Annotated in this window: 14 protein-coding genes; 4 read left to right on the top strand and 10 right to left on the bottom strand. The window is 65.4% G+C overall.

Annotated elements, in window-relative coordinates; translation table 11 throughout:
* Window positions 1-15: 15 nt before the first annotated feature.
* Both BVC93_RS25650 and BVC93_RS25645 read right to left on the bottom strand, forming a co-directional pair.
* Complete coding sequence (locus tag BVC93_RS25650; RefSeq protein ID WP_083739897.1) at window positions 16-1785, bottom strand: putative bifunctional diguanylate cyclase/phosphodiesterase; 1770 nt, start codon at window positions 1783-1785, stop codon at window positions 16-18.
* A gap of 131 nt (window positions 1786-1916) precedes the next feature.
* The gene (locus BVC93_RS25645; RefSeq protein WP_083739896.1) at window positions 1917-4154 is read right to left on the bottom strand and encodes an NADP-dependent isocitrate dehydrogenase; all 2238 of its coding nucleotides are present in this window, start codon (window positions 4152-4154) and stop codon (window positions 1917-1919) included.
* A 134-nt stretch (window positions 4155-4288) separates the two neighbouring features.
* Here BVC93_RS25645 and BVC93_RS25640 point away from each other — a divergent pair, with 134 nt between their 5' ends.
* From BVC93_RS25640 to BVC93_RS25635, 3 genes are all read left to right on the top strand, one after another.
* Window positions 4289-5086 (top strand): endo alpha-1,4 polygalactosaminidase, encoded by a 798-nt coding sequence (locus tag BVC93_RS25640; protein ID WP_236950119.1) that lies wholly within the window; start codon window positions 4289-4291, stop codon window positions 5084-5086.
* Between the two features lie 173 nt (window positions 5087-5259).
* On the top strand, window positions 5260-5331 hold the full coding sequence (locus tag BVC93_RS34840; protein ID WP_442929104.1) for a putative leader peptide: 72 nt from the start codon (window positions 5260-5262) through the stop codon (window positions 5329-5331).
* Window positions 5332-5421: 90 nt separating this feature from the next.
* Entirely contained in the window at window positions 5422-6381 is a 960-nt protein-coding gene (locus tag BVC93_RS25635) for a sulfite exporter TauE/SafE family protein (protein WP_083739895.1), read from the top strand.
* Here BVC93_RS25635 and BVC93_RS25630 read toward each other — a convergent pair whose 3' ends face one another.
* From BVC93_RS25630 to BVC93_RS25610, 5 genes are all read right to left on the bottom strand, one after another.
* Complete coding sequence (locus BVC93_RS25630) at window positions 6382-7851, bottom strand: flavin-containing monooxygenase (protein WP_083739894.1); 1470 nt, start codon at window positions 7849-7851, stop codon at window positions 6382-6384. It lies immediately after the preceding gene.
* Window positions 7852-7960: 109 nt separating this feature from the next.
* Window positions 7961-9505, bottom strand: a complete 1545-nt coding sequence (locus BVC93_RS25625; RefSeq protein ID WP_083739893.1) for a GMC family oxidoreductase — start codon at window positions 9503-9505, stop codon at window positions 7961-7963.
* On the bottom strand, window positions 9505-11034 hold the full coding sequence (locus tag BVC93_RS25620; protein ID WP_083739892.1) for an APC family permease: 1530 nt from the start codon (window positions 11032-11034) through the stop codon (window positions 9505-9507). The genes BVC93_RS25625 and BVC93_RS25620 overlap by 1 nt, the downstream gene beginning before the upstream one ends.
* A gap of 18 nt (window positions 11035-11052) precedes the next feature.
* Window positions 11053-12537 carry an aldehyde dehydrogenase family protein gene (locus tag BVC93_RS25615; protein ID WP_083739891.1) on the bottom strand — a complete coding sequence of 495 codons (1485 nt, stop codon included), beginning with the start codon at window positions 12535-12537 and terminating at the stop codon, window positions 11053-11055.
* Window positions 12534-13499 (bottom strand): tripartite tricarboxylate transporter substrate-binding protein, encoded by a 966-nt coding sequence (locus BVC93_RS25610; RefSeq protein WP_083739890.1) that lies wholly within the window; start codon window positions 13497-13499, stop codon window positions 12534-12536. Before BVC93_RS25610 ends, BVC93_RS25615 begins: the two co-directional genes overlap by 4 nt.
* 106 nt (window positions 13500-13605) lie before the next feature.
* Between BVC93_RS25610 and BVC93_RS25605 the strand changes: the two genes are divergently transcribed.
* On the top strand, window positions 13606-14235 hold the full coding sequence (locus tag BVC93_RS25605) for an FKBP-type peptidyl-prolyl cis-trans isomerase (RefSeq protein WP_442928976.1): 630 nt from the start codon (window positions 13606-13608) through the stop codon (window positions 14233-14235).
* On the opposite strand, the gene BVC93_RS25600 is transcribed toward BVC93_RS25605, so the two are convergent.
* The 3 genes from BVC93_RS25600 to BVC93_RS25590 all read right to left on the bottom strand — a co-directional run bounded on the left by BVC93_RS25600 (window position 14210) and on the right by BVC93_RS25590 (window position 18429).
* Entirely contained in the window at window positions 14210-15028 is an 819-nt protein-coding gene (locus BVC93_RS25600; RefSeq protein ID WP_083739889.1) for a GntR family transcriptional regulator, read from the bottom strand. The two genes, BVC93_RS25605 and BVC93_RS25600, sit on opposite strands and share 26 nt — an antisense overlap.
* The gene (locus BVC93_RS25595) at window positions 15025-16392 is read right to left on the bottom strand and encodes an NtaA/DmoA family FMN-dependent monooxygenase (protein ID WP_192860104.1); all 1368 of its coding nucleotides are present in this window, start codon (window positions 16390-16392) and stop codon (window positions 15025-15027) included. Before BVC93_RS25595 ends, BVC93_RS25600 begins: the two co-directional genes overlap by 4 nt.
* A 285-nt stretch (window positions 16393-16677) precedes the next feature.
* The gene (locus BVC93_RS25590) at window positions 16678-18429 is read right to left on the bottom strand and encodes an AMP-binding protein (protein ID WP_083739887.1); all 1752 of its coding nucleotides are present in this window, start codon (window positions 18427-18429) and stop codon (window positions 16678-16680) included.
* Between the last annotated feature and the right edge of the window lie 152 nt (window positions 18430-18581).

Below are 18581 nucleotides of genomic sequence, written 5' to 3'. Positions count from 1 at the left end.
GGACTACCTGACATCTCAGGACACCGCGAGGAGATCCGCCAGGCTCTCGATCGCCTGGGGCTTGCCGAAGAAGTAGCCCTGTGCCATCGCGAAACCAGTCTGCCGCAACGCCAGTGCCTGCCGCTCGGTCTCCACCCCTTCGACCACAACGGGCAGGTCGAGAGCTCGCGCCAACGCCGCGATGGCCTGCAGTAGCGGCGGCGGTGGGCACTCGGGGTCCAACTCGGTGCGCGCGGTGAACGAGGCGTCGAGTTTGAGGATGTCGATGGGCAGGTTCTGCAGGCGGCTCAGCGTCGAGTAGCCGGTGCCGAAATCATCCATCGCGACCCGGACTCCGTATCCGCGCAGCTCACGCAGCGCCGCCACCGAGGCCGGGGCGTCGACGTCCACAACGCTCTCGGTGACCTCGAGCACCAATTGCACTGCCGGCCAGTTGGTCTCGGCCAGAATCTGGGAAACCGTTGCGGGATAACCTTTTTCGATGAGTTCAAGACCGGACACGTTGACCGTGAGGGTGAGCGGTTGGTCGATTCGCTGGCGTTGCAACAGTTGCACATCGGTGCAGGCGCGGCGCAGCACGTAGCGATCCAGCGTGGAGATCAAGTTGCTGTTCTCGGCGACGGTGATGACTTCCGAGATCTGCAGGTCCGGCCGTGTCGGCGACTTCCAACGGGCCAGAGCCTCGACGCCGACGACAGGATTGCCCTCGGCGAGACTGACGATCGGCTGGTACAGCACGCCCACCTGCTCCGACTCGATGGCCTCTGCCAGCTCCGCCGCCAGCGTTGGCGTCCCCGCGGACTCCAGCACGGTGCGGTTGCGGCCGCCGCGCTTGGCTCGGCGCAGCGCGACATCGGCACGGCTGAGCACCACCGATGCCCCTTCGCCAGGTTGCCACGCGGTGACCCCGGCCCCACAACCGGTGGCCGTCTGCATGCGGATCCGGTGGCTCATGGCCACTCCCTCGTGTTCGGTGCCACTGGGCAGCAGGACAGCGAATTCGCTGTCTCCGAGGCGCGCCAGAACGTGTTCGGGGCGCAACAGCGAGCGCCAGCCCTCGACGGTGCTGCGGATCAACTGGTCACCGGCATGCAGGCCGTACTTGTCGCCGATGTCGTCGAGACCTTCCAGTGCCAGCAGCACCACCACAGGTCGGGGCCCGCCCAGCAGTGCCCTGTCTACGGCGTGGGCGAAGATCCGGTCGAATCCGTGCCGGTTGGGCAATTCGGTCAGCAGATCGCGTTCGGAATTGGACATCAGCTGACCCAGGCTGGCGATGACCGCGCCCATCATGGCGGTGGTGCTCGCCGCGATCAGTGCCGCAGCCAGGGACACGCCCGCGGTGCTGCGCAGAACAAGTGCACAACACAGCACCGAGAAACCGAGGTAGGCAACGGTCTGCGGCCACGACAGGAAGAAAGCGGCGAAGGCCACCACCGCGTACAACGTGGCGATACCAACGGCCATCACCGCTGAATCGGCCAGCTTGATCGTCGCGGTGATCGAGACGATGGCCAGTGCCACCAAGATCTGGAACTGCCACGACCGGATCCGACGCCCCGTCACCAGCGCCGCAATGCCGGCTACCAGCGCCGTACCCGCGATGGCATACACCGCGCCGACGTGGCGGAACTCAGAAGGTGTGTACGTGGCCAGTGATGCCATCAGGGCGCCACCGAAGACCAGACAGCAACCCGAGACCCGAGCCATCAGCGTGGGAATGGCGATGCCCGGCCACCGCCGAGCACCCTTGACCTGGCGCCACAACGCCTCCACCCGGCCCACGCAGCGATCCTAGCTCGGCAAACATGCCGGACGGCGGCACTACCAGTGAATTCAGGGAGGCGCTGAAAGCCGTTGTCCGCGGTCCGGCCTCCAGCGCCCCAACCACACGCGCCACCCGTCGGCGCAAGAAACTACGCTTGCGCCGCCTCCAGCGCGGCGTTGAACGTCTTGCTCGGACGCATCACCTCACGCAGCTTCTCCGGATCCGGGAGGTAGTACCCACCGATCTCGGCCGGCTTGCCCTGCACGTCGGCCAGCTCGGAGAGAATCGCTTCCTGGTTCTCGGCCAGCGTGTCGGCAAGCTGTCCGAAGTGCTTGGCCAGTGCCTCGTCCTCGGTCTGCGCGGCCAGTTCCTGCGCCCAGTACAGCGCGAGGTAGAACTGGCTGCCCCGGTTGTCCAGCTCGCCGGTCTTGCGTGACGGGTTCTTGTCGTTGTCCAGCAGTTTGCCGGTGGCGGCGTCGAGTGTCTTGGCGAGCAAGGTCGCGCGCTTGTTTCCGGTCTTGGTGCCCAGATCGTCGAAGCTGGCGCCGAGAGCCAGGAACTCACCGAGCGAATCCCAGCGCAGGTGGTTCTCTTCGACCAACTGCTTGACGTGCTTGGGTGCGGAGCCGCCGGCACCTGTCTCATACATGCCACCGCCCGCCATCAGCGGCACGATCGACAGCATCTTGGCGCTGGTACCCAGTTCCAGGATCGGGAACAGGTCGGTGAGGTAGTCACGCAGGATGTTGCCGGTGGCGGCGATGGTGTCTTGGCCACGAATCAGCCGCTCGAGGGTGTGCCGCATGGCGCGCACCTGCGACATGATCTCGATGTCGAGTCCCTCGGTGTCGTGATCGGCCAGGTACTTGCGGACCTTCTTGCGCAGTTCGTTTTCGTGCGGACGCTCGACGTCCAACCAGAACACCACCGGCATCCCTGAGTTGCGGGCACGCGTGACGGCCAGCTTCACCCAGTCCTGGATAGGAGCATCCTTGGTGACGCACATCCGGTAGATGTCGCCGGTCTCGACGTCCTGGCTCATCAGCACCTCGCCGGTGGCGATGTCGACGATCTGGGCGGTGCCGGGCTCGGAGATCTCGAAGGTCTTGTCGTGGCTGCCGTATTCCTCGGCCTTCTGCGCCATCAGACCGACGTTGGGCACGGTGCCCATGGTCGACGGGTCGAACTGGCCGTTGGTCTTACAGAAGTTGATGACTTCCTGGTAGATCCGCGAGAACGTGGACTCGGGGTTGACGGCCTTGGTGTCCTTGGTGCGGCCGTCAGCGCCGTACATCTTGCCGCCGAGGCGGATCATCGCGGGCATGGACGCATCGACGATGACATCACTGGGCGAATGGAAGTTGGTGATGCCGCGGGCCGAGTCCACCATGGCCAGCTCCGGCCGGTGATCGTGGACGGCGTGGATGTCGTTGATGATCTCTTCACGCTGCGAGGCGGGCAGGGCCTCGATCTTGGTGTAGAGGTCCACCATGCCGTTGTTGACGTTGACGCCGAGGTCATCGAGCACCTTCTGGTGCTTGGCAAAGGCATCCTTGTAGAAGATCTTCACCGCGTGGCCGAACACGATGGGATGGCTGACCTTCATCATGGTCGCCTTGACGTGCAGGGAGAACATGACGCCGGTCTTGTAGGCGTCCTCGATCTGCGCCTCGTAGAACTCGCACAGGGCGTTCTTGCTCATGTACATGCTCTCGATGACGTCGCCGTCGCCCAGCTTGGTCTCAGCCTTGAGCACGATGGTCTCGCCGCTCTTGGTGACCAGTTCCATCCGGACGTCACGGTCGCGGTCCAGCGTCATCGACTTCTCACCGTGGTAGAAGTCGCCGTCCTTCATGGTGGCCACGTGGGTGCGCGACGCCTGCGACCACTCGCCCATGCTGTGCGGGTGCTTCCTGGCGTACTCTTTGACCGCCTTGGGCGCGCGACGGTCCGAGTTACCTTCACGCAGAACAGGATTCACCGAACTGCCGAGGCACTTGGCGTAACGGAGCTTGAGCTCCTTCTCCTCGTCGTTCTTGGGCTCCGACGGGTAGTCGGGCAGCTCGTAGCCCTTGTCCCTCAGTTCCTTGATGGTGGCCAGAAGCTGAGGCACCGAGGCGCTGATGTTGGGCAGTTTGATGATGTTGGTCTCGGGCAGCGCGGTCAGCCGACCCAGTTCAGCGAGGTTGTCGGGCACCTTCTGCTCGTCGGTCAGGTAGTCCGGGAACTCGGCGAGGACGCGCGCCGCCAGGGAGATGTCGCTGGTGGTGACTTTGATGCCGGCGGGATCCGAGAAAGCCTGGATGATCGGCAGGAACGAATAGGTCGCAAGCAACGGCGCCTCGTCGGTCAGCGTGTAGATGATGGTCGGCTGCTCGGCGCTCATGTTGTTGTTCTCCCGGCGTCAGTCTTGGTCAGATTTCGGCGAAGCTCCCGCTTGTGACGGATGTTTACAACCTATCGCAGCGGGTTTGTTCGTGGAGGAGCAGGAGGTCCCTGACCGCGACTACTCTGTGCCGGGTGAAACTGCAGGCTGTCACCGCGGCGGTCGTCATCGCGGCGACCAGCCTGGGCGCACATCCCGCTGCCGCGGCCGACGTGATGTTGCCCCCGCCCGCCGCGGCACCCGACTACCAGCTGGGCGCGCCCTATCCACCTCCTGCCCCGGTGACGATCGTGGCCCGTGACCGCAGCGCCTCCCCCGCCGGGGCTTACTCGATCTGCTACGTCAACGGCTTTCAGACCCAGCCGGGGGAACTCGACACCTGGCCGGACCAAGCGCTGCTGCGGGGGTCCGACGGCAAGCCGGTCCACGATCCGGACTGGCCGGACGAGGTGCTGCTGGACACCAGGACAGCGCAGCAGCGGTCCCTCATCGCCGCAGTGGTGAGCCGGTGGATCACCGGCTGCGCCGAAAAGGGCTATCAAGCAGTCGAATTCGACAATCTGGACACCTACACCCGCTCAGGGGGAGCCCTGCGCCGCGAGGATGCGGTGGCCCTGGCCGCCGAACTGGTGGCCGCCGCCCACAGCGCCGGGTTGGCGGCAGCGCAGAAGAACGCCGCCGAGGACGCAGCAACGTTCCGCGCGGCGGGCTTCGACTTCGCCGTCACCGAGGAATGCGCCGCCTACCTCGAATGCGACAGCTTCACCTCGGTGTACGGCGCGCATGTGATCGACATCGAGTACACCGACAACCTGCCGCGGTCGTTCGCGCAGATGTGCGACGACCCCGATACTCCGGCGTCGGTGGTGCTGCGCGACCGTGATCTGGTGGCGGCGTCGGCACCCGGATATCACTTCGAACTCTGCCGCTGAGTGCCGCGTTCGCGCCATTCGACGCATATCTGCGCAAGGCTGTTCCCGTCGGCGTCGAAACCCTGGCTGCCCAACAGGGTTTCGGCGGATACACGAGCAGTGACGCCGGTTTGCCGCGGCGGCCTGTGGGGTCGCTTTGGCGAAGCCAAGCGTTTCCTGGTAGGAATTATGGAATGTCCGCGCACCTGATCAGCCGTCGTGCTGTCGATCTGCTGCGTGTGGCGTCTTGTCTCTGTTGTCGCTGAACTCCTGGGCCGGCCGGCGCCGCCCGAACGCTGCTTGATTGTCCTGCTGCCCGCGTTCCGTAGTTCCAGATAGACCAACGGAGTTACTCAGTGAAGACCCTCGTCCTGATCGGCCTGGTGGGCCTGGCCGCCCAACTCGTCGACGGCAGCCTCGGCATGGCTTACGGCGTCACCACCACCACGTTGCTGTTGGCCATCGGCACCAACCCGGCTGCCGCCTCGGCCACGGTCCACCTCGCCGAGATCGGGACCACCTTGATCTCCGGGGTGTCGCACTGGAAGTTCGGCAACGTCGACTGGCAGGTGGTCCGGCGTATCGCGCTGCCCGGCGCCGTCGGCGCATTCCTCGGGGCGACAGTGCTGTCCAGCCTGTCCACCCAGGCAGCTGCGCCGGTCATGGCCATCATCCTGCTGGTACTCGGCGTCTACATCCTGGTGCGGTTCACGTTCCAAGGCATTTCGCGTCACAACCTCGGCAAGCCGCTGCGCAAGCGTTTCCTGACCCCGTTGGGTTTCTTCGCCGGTTTCGTCGACGCCACAGGCGGCGGCGGATGGGGCCCGGTCGGTACGCCGGCGATCCTGGCCAGTGGACGTATCGAGCCGCGCAAGGTCATCGGCTCCATCGACACCAGCGAGTTCGTCATCGCGATCGCCGCCAGCCTGGGCTTCATCTTGAGCCTGGGCACTCAGGGCATCAACGTCGGATGGGTACTGGCCATCCTGGCCGGTGGCGTCATCGCGGCGCCCGTGGCGGCCTGGCTCGTCCGGCACATTCCGCCGCGCCTGCTCGGCGCCTCCGTGGGTGGTCTGATCGTGCTGACCAACACCCGCAGCCTGCTGCGCAGTGACTTCATCGACGCCGGCGATGGCGTGCGTTGGGGTTTCTATGTGGTGATCGTCGTGGTCTGGATCGCCGCGTTTGTGTACTCGCTGCGGCAGTACCTCAAGGATCGCGAGCACGAGTCCGCCGATTACGTGTCGTCCATCGCCGAGAGATCGAAAGCTCCCGACGTCGATGTCGATGACGACAAGGCGACCACCTCGGCCTGATCAGCCCAGCAGCGCGCTGTATGTCAGCTCGCGCGCGGTGAGCTCGGCGGACACGATGGCACCGAATGCGGCGGCGTCGGCCTTGAATCGAGTCACGGCGTCCGGCAGAGCATCGGGGCCCTCCAAGCGGAAGGCGCTCGGAGCCAGCGGCCCGAACAGCAGGGCCCGACGCAGCTGGGGCCAGTTCGCCAGTGTGGGTTCCACACCAGCGGCTCGGGCGAAGGTCACGGCCGCCACGTTCATCCGGGTCTTCTGAGACAAACCGCGACGAGCCCGGTACGTGGCGATCGCCGCCCGCTGTTCAGCCTCAGTGACGGCTGCCACAGTGCCGCCCCAGGTGTAGGCGATCCAACGCGCCTGCAACTCGAGCGGCACGAAGTAACCGCCGGATTGGTCCCAGAACCCGCAGAACGCCAGACCAGGCAGATCAGGATGGAAGGTGTACCTGTCGGCGTCGAGGTGGACGTCGTCGAGTCCGAGGATGCGTCGCACCTCGTCGCTCAGGAACGGCAGGTCCAGCCGGAAGCCGGTCCCGAAGACCATGGTGTCGAACTGCTCCGTGGCTCCGTCGGTGAATGTCACCGCGTTTCCGGAGATGTGATCAATCCACGGCCGTACATTGATTCGGCCTTCGGCCACCAGCGGCAGATAGTGCTGGCTCAATGTCACCCCGGCGGCGAACAGCGAAGGGTCCGGTGCCGGCGCACCGTACTGTTCGGGGCTGCCGTTCGCCTCGACGACGATCTCCCTGAGTTGCCGGTCCACTTCCGCCGGCTCCAACAGCTCTGCGGCCAGCGCGCCGTAGCGGGTGAAGATCCGATGGTCCGACGGTACGCCCGCGGCGAATTTGGGCAGGACGTAGCGCTGGCGACGCTGGGTCAGGACCACCTGGGCCGCTCCGCGCTGGGCCAGCTCGGCAGCGATCTCCAACGCACTCACCGCGCAGCCCGCCACCAGTACTCGTCGATCCTCATGGGCATCCGCCCCGCGGAACTCGAAGGCCGAGGACACCTGGCCCGCGAAGGTGCCGAGTCCGTTGATCGCGGGAATCACCGGGGCGCGAAAGCGACCGGTTGCCACCACAACTCGTTCAAACGGTTCGACTCCCCCGGCGTAGGCCACCAACCATGAGCCTGCGTCGCGACGCAGGCTCACCACCGAAGTGCCGAACCGGATGCGACGCTGCAGATCCCACGCGCGGGCGTAGCGCCGCAGGTAGTCCAGAACATCCTGATTTCGCGGGAACACCGCGCCGTCGCCCGGGGCGAGGTCACTGAACGAGGTCAGGATGCGGCTGGTGTTGGTATGCATCTGCGGCCACACCCCGCTGCGGCCGGCCTCCCCGGTCCACTGCCCGCCCAGCGTCGTGCCCTGCTCGAAGATCACCGGTTCGAAACCCTGCGACAGCAGCCAGCGTGCCGTGACGAGGCCTCCCGGTCCCGCTCCGATCACGGCCACCCGCGCACTCATCCCCGTAGTGTGACAGCGCCGCCGCGCTGATCGGCCCGAATGGACTCGTGGCCCGGGGCACCCGGCGAGCCCAACGCTGGAGGCTCGGCACGCGGACGTGGCAGCCCAGTCAACCACGCATCAGGTCGGCGCATTTCTCGGCCATCGCCATCACGGTGATGTTCGGGTTGACGGCGGGCAGTTTCGGCATCGCCGAGGCGTCGACCACCCGCAGCCGCTGCACCCCTTTGACGCGCAGCTGCGAGTCCAGCACCGCCATCGGATCGTTGGTCGCCCCCATCCGCGCGGTGGCCGCCGGGTGGTAGACGGTGTTGTGGGTCTTGTGCATGTAGTCGATCAACTCGTCGTCGGTCACCGCATCCGGGCCCGGCGCCAGCTCGCGGCTGATCCACGGGCGCAGCGGATCCTGCGCGGCGATCCGGCGGGCCAGTTTGATTCCTGCCAGCATCACCGTTTCGTCGTGCCCTTCTGGGTCGGTGAAATACCGGGGATCCACTCTGGCTCGATCGCGAAAGTCCCGCGAGCGCAACCGCACCGTGCCCCGGGACTTGCCTTGAGTGACGTTGGGAGTCAGACAGAAGCCGTTGTCCGTCGTCGGATAGCCCCAACGCAAGGTGTTCATGTCGAAAGGCACACTGCCATAGTGCATCATCAGATCAGGTTGACCCAACCCGTCCACCGTGGTGGCGAACAGCCCGATCTCCCACCACTGCGTCGATGTCGTCACCATGGGCCGAGACGCCTCCCAGAACACCAGACCCTCGACGTGATCGTCGAGGTTGGATCCGACACCGGGCGAATCGACACGCACGGAAATACCGAAGTCGCGAAGATGTTGCGCCGGGCCGATTCCCGACAGCATCAGAAGTTTGGGGGTGTCGATCGCGCCGGCGGTGAGCACCACCTCGCGGCGGGCCTGCACCACGTCGTGCCCAGTCAGATCAGGTCGCTGGTACCGCACACCTGTGGCAGCGTTGTCGCTGTCGAACAGCACTTCGCTGACCCACGAACCGGTACGCACCTCGAGATTGGCCCTGGTGTCGAGAATGGGGTGCAGGTAGGCGTGGGACGTCGACATCCTGGTGCCGTCCTCGGCGGCGTTGATCTGGAACCAGCCGGCGCCGTTGAGCACCGTCGAGCCCCTGTTGAACTGCACCGTGGGCAGACCGACCTTCGCGGCGGCCTCCAGCACCGCGACACCACAGGGATCCTCTGGGGGGACGTCACGCAGCCGGACAGGGCCGTCCCTGCCGTGATCACCGTCGGCGTCGTTGCGCTCCACGCGCTTCACGTAGTGGTGCAGGTCCGTCCAGCCGGCCGCTCCCATGGCCTCCCACTCGGCCAAGCCCTCCGCAGGCGGCCAGAAGGCGATACACGAGTTGTGCGACGAGCACCCACCGAGCACCTTCGCGCGGGCGTGGCGCAGAAAACTGTTGCCCTTCTCCTGCGGCTCCACCGGGTAGTCCCAGTCGTAGCCCGAGTCCAGCAAGTGCATCCAGTCTTCGAGCACCAGGATGTTCGGGTCACCTACATCGCTGGGGCCGGCCTCCACCAGACAGACCCTCACCGACGGATCCTCCGACAATCGGGCGGCAAGCACACATCCTGCGGTTCCACCACCGGCGATCACGTAGTCAAAGGTGTTGTCCGACATCAACTGTGATCGATCTGTTCGCTGCGGTGCGATTGCAGGCAGCCGATGTGGTGGCGCCCCTTGACCGCGTACCACACCAGTCCGGCTCCAAAGATCACCCCGATGTAGACGAATGCGCCCCAGGTGTTGTACCAGGGCTCGCCGTACACCGCTGACCGCGGCCACGCCAGGTTCAGCGCCATCCCGACGCCCCACGCCACGGCCACGATGTTGACCGGCAGACCCCATCGACCCATCGTGAAGTAGCCACCCTCTTTGAGATCCTGTGGCGGCCACTGACCTTGCAGCCGCTTCTTGAGCATCGGCCCGGTCACCATCAGGTAAGCCAGATAGATCATGATGATGGCGATGGAGGTCAGCACCGTGAAGATCTTGGGCTGACCGATGTTGATCACCAGGATGATCACCGCGACAACGCCGATGACGACCGCAGGCACGATCGGTGTCTGCGACTTGGGGTTCACCGTCGCCAACCGTTCACCGAACGGCAGCGCGTTGTCCCGTGCCATTGCGAACGACAGTCGGATCGCGGCGGTGTGCACGGCCAAGGTGCAGACCGTCACCGCGATCACGATGCAGATCAAGAAGATGGTGCCCAGCGGGCCCCACATCACCTGCTCCACGATGTACTGCAGGCCGCCGCTGCTCTCACCGAGTGCGGGATCTTGCAGGTTCGGCGCAGCCATCACCGCGAAAACCAGAATGGCGCCGCCGATCACAAAGGAGGCGAGAATGGCTCTGGCGATGGCCTTGGGTGCAGTGCGCCGCGGTTCCACCGTCTCCTCCCCCAGCGAGGCGGCGGTGTCGAAGCCGTACATCACGTAACCGGAGGCCAACGACGCGATCAGGAATGCCCCCAGGAAACCCATACTCTCCTCGGTGCCATAACCGTCGGCCGAGAAGAAGATATCGGGTCCACGTTTGATGTTGATCCCCAAGAGGAACGCGATGAGCACGGCGGCGATCAGTTCGATGAAAACCCCCGTGCTGTTGATCCTGGCCATCAGTTTCACGCCCACGGCATTGACGATGGTGGTGAAAGCGATCAGAACGGTGCCAAGAAGCACCGCGTTCGCCGCATAGTCATATTGGCCGGTGCCGTCACCGATGATCTGGAATCCGCTCCAGATCCGGGGCAGGTTCAGCTGATAGGCAAGAGCAACCGCTGAGATGGTGACAATGGACGCGGTGAGCATCAACCACCCCGCCGACCATCCGATCAGCTTGCTGGCCAACTTCTTCGACCAGTTGTACACCGATCCGGCGATCGGGTACTTGGCGGCCAGTTCCATGAAACACAACGCCACGGCCATCTGCCCGACAAACACCAGCGGCCATGACCACAGGTAAGCGGGGCCGGCTGTTCCGTAGCCGAAGTAGAAGAGCTGGAATGTGCCGGTGAGTATCGAGATGTAGCTGACGCCGGCCGCGAAGCTGGCGAACTTCCCGATGCTGCGGTCCAGCGACTCCCGATAGCCGAAGTCCGCCATTCCGTGGTCGTCAGACGACTTCTCCGCCGATGTGGTCATGTCACGCGTTCCCCTTCGCTAGAACCAGCCCACCTCACTGGGAGCAGTGTTGGTCCAGATGTGTTTCAGTTCCTGGTATTCGGCCAGGCCGGTCGGGCCCAACTCGCGGCCGTTGCCCGACCGTCCAAAGCCACCCCATTCGGCGCCCGCTGTGTAGACCCCGAAGTCGTTGACCCACACCGTGCCGTGCCGCAGCGCCCGCGCCACTCGTTCGGCGCGGGCGGTGTCGCCGGTGCGTACTGCTGCTGCCAGTCCGTAGGTTGTGTCGTTGCCCAGTTCGATGGCCTGCTCCTCGGTGGTGAAACGTTCGACGGTCAGGATGGGCCCAAAGGTCTCTTCGGTGACGATGCGCATACTGCGATCACAGCGGTCGAAGACGGTCGGCGGGTAGAAGCTGCCTGCAGCCAGCGCAGGATCGGCCGGCCTTCGACCGCCGGTCCTCAGTACAGCCCCTTCGGAGATTCCCAGCGCCACATAGGCTTCCACCTTGTCACGATGTGCCATCGACACCAATGGACCGGTCTGACTGGCGGGGTCCAGACCGTCGCCGTAGCGGATCTTCTCCGCCCGCGCCACCACGGCCGCCACCAGGTCGTCGGCGATCGACTCCTCGACGATCAGCCTGGTGCCCGAGGAGCACACCTGTCCCGAATGCAGGAACACTCCGGTGACCACGGCGTCGACCGCACTGTCCCACTCCGCATCCGCAAACACCAGATGCGGGTTCTTGCCGCCCAGTTCGAGTGCCACCCGGCTGACATGTGGTGCGGCAGTGGCGGCGATCAGCGCTCCGGTGGCGGCGCCGCCGGTGAAGGAGACCATGTCGACGTCGGCGTTGTCGATCAGGGCGCCGCCCACGGCGGCACCGCTGGCCTGGATGAGGTTGAGCACGCCGGCAGGCACCCCGGCTTCGTCGGCCAGGCGCACCAGCGCGATGGTGCTCAATGGCGTCACCTCACTGGGTTTGGCCACCATGGTGCACCCGGCCGCCAGAGCCGGGGCGATCTTCCACACGATCTGCAGCAGCGGGTAGTTCCACGGGGCGATCAGGACGCACACACCGACCGGCTCGCGCACCACCCGGCTCACAATCGCCGGGTTGCCCACGTCGACCACCCGATCGGACTGGACCGCGGCCAGCCGGGCGTAGTACCGAAACACAGATACCACGTCGTCGATATCGATGTGGCTTTCGCGCAACGTTTTTCCGGTATCCAGAGTCTCGATTCTGGCGATCTCGTCACGGTCGCGCAGCAGCAGCTCGGCGATGCGCTCCAGGATCAGCACCCGCTCGGACACCGCAGTGGCCGACCACGCGGGGAAGGCGGCCCGAGCTGCCGCCACGGCGGAGCGGGCGTCGGCGGCGCCGGCCTCGGCCACCACAGCGACGACGCTACCGTCGGCGGGGTTGATCACCTCACGTGCTGCCCCCTCGGCCGCCAGGCGCCAGGTACCGTCGATGAACAGCGCAGGCTGTACGTCGGTCGATACCCGGTCTTTCATCGGCCCGCCTCCCCCAGGGCAGTCGTGACATCGGCTTGAGTCTCCGCCAGGAACGTTTCGTACTCGTCACCGGTCATGAACCTGGTCGTGAACTGCCGTTGTTCGGCGATGTGAGACCAGGTGGGCGTTGCCACCATCCTCGCCAGTACCTGGCGCCAGTAGTCGACGGCGAACTGCGGCATGCCCGGCGGCCCGTACAGCCCACGCCAGTTCGACAGGGTGACGTCGAATCCGAGTTCGCGGGCGGTGGGTGCGTCCAGGCCCGGTAACCGCTGTTCGGCCAACACCGCCAACGGGATCAGCTGTCGGGTGCTCAGCAGGTCGACGACCTCGCTGACCCCGGCGACCGCAACGCCGATCTCACCGCTGCGCAGTGCAGCACTCTGATCGCCGCCACCTTGCAGACTGAGGTACCTCGTCGCCGACGGATCGCCTCCGGCCGCGCGCACCAGGAGGTCGAACGGGGCCTCGTCGTCGGTGGCGGCACCCACCACTACTCGGCCCGGGTCGGTCGACACCGCAGTGAGCAGCCCGGCCAGATCGGTGAACTCAGAACCGGGTTCGACGAACACGACGTAGTACTCCGTCATGAGGTTCGCGATCATGGTGACGTCGTTGTAGCCGTACTGGGAAATCCCTCGGAGCTGGTTCATCATCATCGACAGTGAGGTCACTGACACCTGGTCGTCGCGGCCCGCGTACTGCTGCACCATGGTGGCCAGGAAGTCCGCTCCGACGTTGCCGGGACGGTACTCCACCGGCAGCGGCACATCGACAAGATGCTCCTGCGTCAGTGTGTCGACCACGGCTTGGATGGTGAGGTCGAACCCGCTGCCGGGGTTGGCTCCTGCCGTCATGGTCACCGGGCCGGCCGGATATTCTGCCGCGACCGCCGGGGCTGACTGGCTCACCAGCATCAGTACGCCGGCAAGCAAAGCTCCCACCACGGCCTTGATCGTCATCGAAGCACGGCTCCTCTGTCACCCGGTGAACTGAGTTCCCCAGAAGCTCTACACCGGTACCGGTGCTGCTGTCCCGGAATCCGGTGAGCCCGCCACGGCTAGTAGCGTGGCCTGGGTGAACTTCTCCCGCGTGTGCACTTCCGCCGCCGTGGCGGCGCTGGCCGTGACCCTCTCCGCCTGCGGCTCCGACACAGGAAACGAGGCACCGGCCTCACCTGCTGCGTCGTCCGTGGTCGACATGAACACCACCGAGGCGGCACCGGCGCCCCAGGCCAGCGGTTGCCCCACCGGCGCACCCGCCGAAGGCACGGCACCGGAATGGACGCTGCCGGGAACCACCGGCAGCGTCGCGGTCACCGGATCCACGGACACGGCGGCTCCCCTGGTTTCCGTGCAGGGACCGTTCAGCGTGGCCGAGACGCAGGTCCACACGCTGCAGGCCGGTGCGGGCCCGGTGGTCTCCGACACCGCCACCGTGCTGGTCTGCTACATGGGTGTCAACGGCCGTGACGGCACAGTGTTCGACAGCAGCTACCAGCGCGGCGCCCCGGTGGACTTCCCGTTGACCGGCGTGGTGACCGGATTCCAGAAGGCCATCGCCGGGCAGACCGTCGGCTCCACCGTGGCTGTGGCGATGACTCCGGCCGACGGCTACCCCGAAGGTCAGCCCGCCGCCGGCATCCAGCCCGGCGACTCACTGGTGTTCGCCATCAAGATCCTCGACGCGACGGGCTAGCGCGGTCGACCTTGTACGAGGTGCGGTCACCGCGGTTGTAGCGGAAGCGCAACTCGCGGATACGTCCGTCCACGTCGTACATCAGGGTCTCGCACAACAGGATCGGTGACCCCGGCGCAACCCTGAGCAGGCTGCTGGTGCGTGGGTCGCACGGCACTGCTTCCACGCTCTCTTCGGCATGGCTGTACTCGACCCCGAACCGTTCCAGGAAAATGGACTCGCGATCACCGTTGGGCCGCACCGTCGCGTAGTCGACGTCGGCACTGACATATCCCAGCCACACGTGGTGCGGCTCGCCCCGCACGCTGATCAGTCGTTCGTGCATCAGCACGAACTCGTCGTCGGTGCACATCCGTCGTCGGATGTAGGGCGACGCGGGGATCACCCGTTCGTCGAGCAGCTGTTCGTCGAACAGCTCGGTCGGCGGAAGATCGGCGATCCGACCCGACGTCCGCACCCGGGCATCGGGATCCAGCTCATTGAGGGTGATCTGCACCATGGCCGAGGTGATGAAGGTGCCGCTGCGGGGATTGCGCTCCACCACACCCTCGTCAGCCAGCAGTTGCAGCGCCACTCGCAGTGCGTTGCGGCTGGTGGACAGAGTTTTGACCAGCTCGAACTCGACCAGCTGGGTGCCTGCGGGCAGGTAGCCCGTCCGGATGGCCGAACGCAGCAATTCGTAGACCCGCCGCGACGAGGTCTGCAGAGGCGATGGTGCCCGGTGCAATCCCGGCATGGCGTTCACACCAGGCAGCCTGTCACGGCAGGCCCAGGACTGCAGGGCGGCACTCATGCCGGTGATTTCCAGCGCTTCAGCGGAATGCCGAGGTTGTCGCGCAGAGTCGTGCCGGCGCCGTAGCCGGTCTTGAACACCCCGCGCTTCTGCAGAATCGGCACCACCTTCTCCACGAAGTCCACGGCGTTGCGGGGCATGAAGTTGATGATGGAGATCATGAACCCGACGCCTGCTCCGGTCTGGGCGTGCAGATCGCAGATCTGATCGGCGATGTCGGTGGCGGTGCCGTAGAGCGTCGGCCCGCCGGCGATCATCGTCTCGCGGCCCAGCTGTTGGAACATCTTCTTGGTCAACAACTCACCCGGTCCCACCATCTCCGCCATCTTCGGCAGATAGGCCGTCGACCCGTTGGCCGCCTGGATGGCCGCGGTGGCCTCTTCGATGGTGAAGGTCTGCGGCAGCGTCGAGAAGTCGAATCCGCTCTTGTGCGCCATGAACACACCGCCGGCTTCCAGCGGCACCGACTCGATCAGCTGGGCCTCCAATTCCTTTGCATGTTGGGTAGATTCGCCCATCATGGGGTGCACCGGCCACAACACCTGGATTTCCTCGGGGGTGCGGCCCACCTCGGCCAGATGCTCGTCGAGCTGGGCGCGGAACTTCACCATGCCCGAGGCCGAGGGGCGAGAGACGAACACGATGTCGGCGTTGCGGGCGAACGACTTCAACCCCCGCGGCGACGCGCCCGCCTGAATCAACGGCGGGTAGTACTGCGGCGACGGCAGCATGTTCAGCGGACCCTTGACGTTGAAGAAGTCGCCTTCGTGGTTCAGGTAGTGCACCTTCGCAGGGTCGGCAAACTCCCCGGTCTCGCGGTCCAGCATGATCGCGTCCGGCTCGATGCTGCTCCAAAGCCCCTTGAGCACGTCGATGAACTCGTCGGCGCGCTCGTAACGCTTGTCGTGCTCCATCAGTTCGTCGAACCCGAAGTTGGCCGCGTCGGACCTACGTGCCGAGGTCACCAAATTCAGCGCCATCCGGCCGCCTGTCACGTGGTCCAGTGACGCGACATGGCGGGCAACGTAATACGGGTGCATGTACGTGGGCGAGAAGGTGAGCCCGAACCCCAGGTGCTTGGTGACCCGCGACATCAGCGCAATCGTCGGGCTCATGTCGTGGCGCGGCCATTGCAGCCCCCATTTCACCGCGGCATCGATGCTGTCCTCCCAGGTGTCGGGAATCCCGACGCCGTCACCGAAGAACACCATGTCGATGCAGCCACGCTCTGCGACCCGGGCGACGTCCTCCCAGATGTCCGGCTGGGTGTAATAGGGATAGTTCACCCACGACCCTGGGTTACGCCAGGCACCTTCGGTGTGCGTGAACGACAGGTCGAGCGCGAGTTTGAGCGTGGGAGCCAAGAACCGATCCTTCGACGACGGGCGAGTGACCGCCAGAGTTCACCAACCGGTGGTGTCAACGCCGCAACGCTCGGGAAAAATCTGATTTGCGCCGTCTCCAGCGCCGTCGATCCCATCCGCACAGCGCCCGAACGCAGGAGTTTTGCCGCCGGCCGACGAGGAATGCGCCGCCTGGGCTACCTCAGCAGTCTCTGCGGCCTCGGCCTACCGCTGCTCGACCTGTCCGGTGTGGGATGCCGGCTTGCTTTCCACACACCGGACCGCGGCCCAGAATGATGTCACCGATCAACTCCGAACGTCCAGGCGAGCGAAGCGGCCCGCCTGGTACTCGGTCACACAGGACTGCCTGCGGACCTTGCCGCTGGTGGTGATCGGAATCGAACCCGGGCCCACCAGAACCAGATCAGCTGCCACCAGTCCGTGCGCGTTGGAGATGGCCGAGGTGACATTGCGCTTGAGGACCGCCAGCTGCTCGGCGACCTCTTCGGGGGTGTCGCCGCGCTCTTTGACCTCCATGATCACCACCAATTGCTCCTCGCCGTCCTGCGCGACAGCGACGGCGGCAACCCGACCGCGGGTCAGCTCCGTCACGGTCGCCTCGATGTCGTCCGGAGCGTGGTTACGGCCACGCACAATCAGCAGGTCCTTGATACGGCCGACGATGAAAAGCTCACCATCGCAGATGAACCCGAGATCACCGGTGCGCAGCCACGGCCCTTCTGGAGTACCCACCGACGGATCGACGATGGTGGCGCCGAAGGTTCGTGCGGTCTCGTCGGGTTTCTGCCAGTAGCCGGTGCTGACGTTGTCGCCGTGTGCCCAGATCTCACCGGTGCTGCCATGGGCGCACTCACGACGGGTCTCGGGGTCGACAATCCGCAGCAGCGGCGAGATCGGCGACAGCTGTGCGCCGTAACTGATCAGCGGCGTACCGCCCGCAGCCGGCGTCGGCGCTCCGGTGGTCAGACTCTCGGGGTCGAAGTAGACGGTTCTCGGCGGCTCGCTGGGCGTCCGTGCAGCCAGGTACAGCGTGGCTTCTGCCAGACCATAGGAGGGCTGAATCACGTTGTCGCGGAGGTTGAACCGCGAGAAGCGCTCGGTGAAACGGGTGATGGTGGCGGGGTGCACCCGCTCGCCGCCGCTCTGGATCAGCAACACGTCTCGTAGGTCCAGACCCGCCATGTCCTCGTCCGAGGTCTTCTTGGCCGCTACGTCGAAGGCGAAGTTGGGCGCCGAGGTGAAGACATTCGGATGGCTGGCCATCAGCTGCAACCAGCGCGCCGGTCGCTGCAGAAACGACACCGGGCTGGTCAACACGGTCGGAAAGCCCGCCACCACCGGAGTACAGATGCCGATGATCAGCCCCAGGTCGTGATAGAAGGGCAGCCAGGACAGGATGGTCGGCGGGTTGATCAGACCGCCGTCGGCCAGGAAATCGGTGGTGATCTGTTGCAGATTGGTCAAGACGTTCCGATACGAGATCATCACTCCGGCTGGTGATCTGGTGGATCCCGAGGTGTACTGCAGGTAGGCCACCGCCTGGAAATCGTCCGACTGGGAATCGTCGGCAAGGCCTCGGATCGGGGTATCGAGGTCCAACCGGTCGACCTCGATGATCGCCAGTCCCGGTGCCGCGGTGACACTGTGGGCCACCGCGCCCACGACCGCGGACGTCGTCAGTACGGCAGCGGGCGCAGCGTCGCGCAGCACCGACTCGACCCTCTCGTCGGCCACCCCGCCGAACGGGACGGCCAGCGGCACCGGGATCATTCCGGCTTGCAGTGCGCCGAGGAAACCCACGATGTACTCGAGACCTTGCGGCGCGACGATCATCACCCGATCCCCGGGCACGGCGCTGAGGCGGAGTTCGCGCGCGACATTGCGGGCACGCAGGTAGAGCTGCGGCCACGTCAGACTCACCGGAACGCCGGCCCAGTCCACGTCGTAGTCCACGAATGTCAGCGCTGTGTCATCCGGCTGCAGGCTGGCGCGTTCACGCAGCAGGGCCGGGAGGGATGTCTCTACCGCCTGTGTCACGCGAAGCAAGTTACAGCAGCAATGGAGTCTGCAACTGCGAAAACAGAACGTTGGTGAAAGTCCAGCCACTATCTGTGCCTCGCCGGCGATACTTGACCGGAGCCACTTGCGTCTGCGTCAATGAGTGCCTTGCACTGGGTCGGGGATGCCAG

Origin of the sequence: Mycobacterium sp. MS1601 (genome assembly GCF_001984215.1) — a bacterium.
Taxonomy (GTDB): Bacteria; Actinomycetota; Actinomycetes; order Mycobacteriales; family Mycobacteriaceae; genus Mycobacterium.
This window is presented reverse-complemented; position numbering and strand designations above follow the sequence as displayed.